The organism is Hoylesella buccalis ATCC 35310 (assembly GCF_000177075.1).
GTDB classification, from domain to species: Bacteria; Bacteroidota; Bacteroidia; order Bacteroidales; family Bacteroidaceae; genus Prevotella; species Prevotella buccalis.
On record NZ_ADEG01000027.1, the window covers coordinates 1 to 770 of the forward strand.

A 770-nucleotide genomic window follows, 5' to 3' on the forward strand; every position below is an offset into this window, starting at 1 on the left:
CAATGCTCACGTCGAAAGCGGCCGGTTGGTCACTCATACTTTCAGCTGTATTGCTTTGATTATCAAGTCTTACGACTTGTGTTCTACTTTACAGTTTCGCTTGTGTCAATATGTCAAAGATCGCTGGGAAACTTTGAACTTTGAGATTTGAACTTTGAACTTTACTACTAGTGAAGTTTTTTGTTCCTCAAAGATTGTTCCCGTGTGTGGAGAATAACGGATTCGAACCGTTGACCCCCTGCTTGCAAAGCAGGTGCTCTAGCCAGCTGAGCTAATCCCCCAGGGTTTTAATTCATAATTGTTAATTCATAATTCATAATTATCATTAAATCAACAATTGATTGAATTATTCATTCAGAGGCAGAGGTTAATCCATATCATCACATTGCATCATTCTTAATTATGAATTGCGAATTATGAATTAAAGACTGTAGTCCCAGGCAGACTTGAACTGCCGACCTCCACATTATCAGTGTGGCGCTCTAACCAACTGAGCTATAGGACTGTGGTTCCCGGTGTTCATTCAAGTCGCAGGGCCGCGTACTCTTCTTCGCCCGGCTTCCTTTTTCTCTCTTATATTAAAAAACAGATGTAGCAGTACAAGAAATGCCATGAGCCACCGTGAGGCAACTCCAGGCAGGTTCTCTTACAAACCTTGATAAGAAATATCACCTTAAAAATCCTTCGTGCAATTCTTGAATCATTCATCAACCTGTTGGCTGTTTAAATTATGAATTATGAATTCTTAATTATGAATTATGAACTGCACC

2 tRNA genes are annotated in these 770 nt (G+C 39.7%); both read right to left on the reverse strand.

What is annotated here, in order from left to right:
- Window positions 1-207 precede the first annotated feature (207 nt).
- Window positions 208-281, reverse strand: a tRNA-Ala gene (locus HMPREF0650_RS02030).
- 150 nt (window positions 282-431) lie between these two features.
- Window positions 432-505, reverse strand: a tRNA-Ile gene (locus tag HMPREF0650_RS02035).
- Window positions 506-770 lie beyond the last annotated feature (265 nt).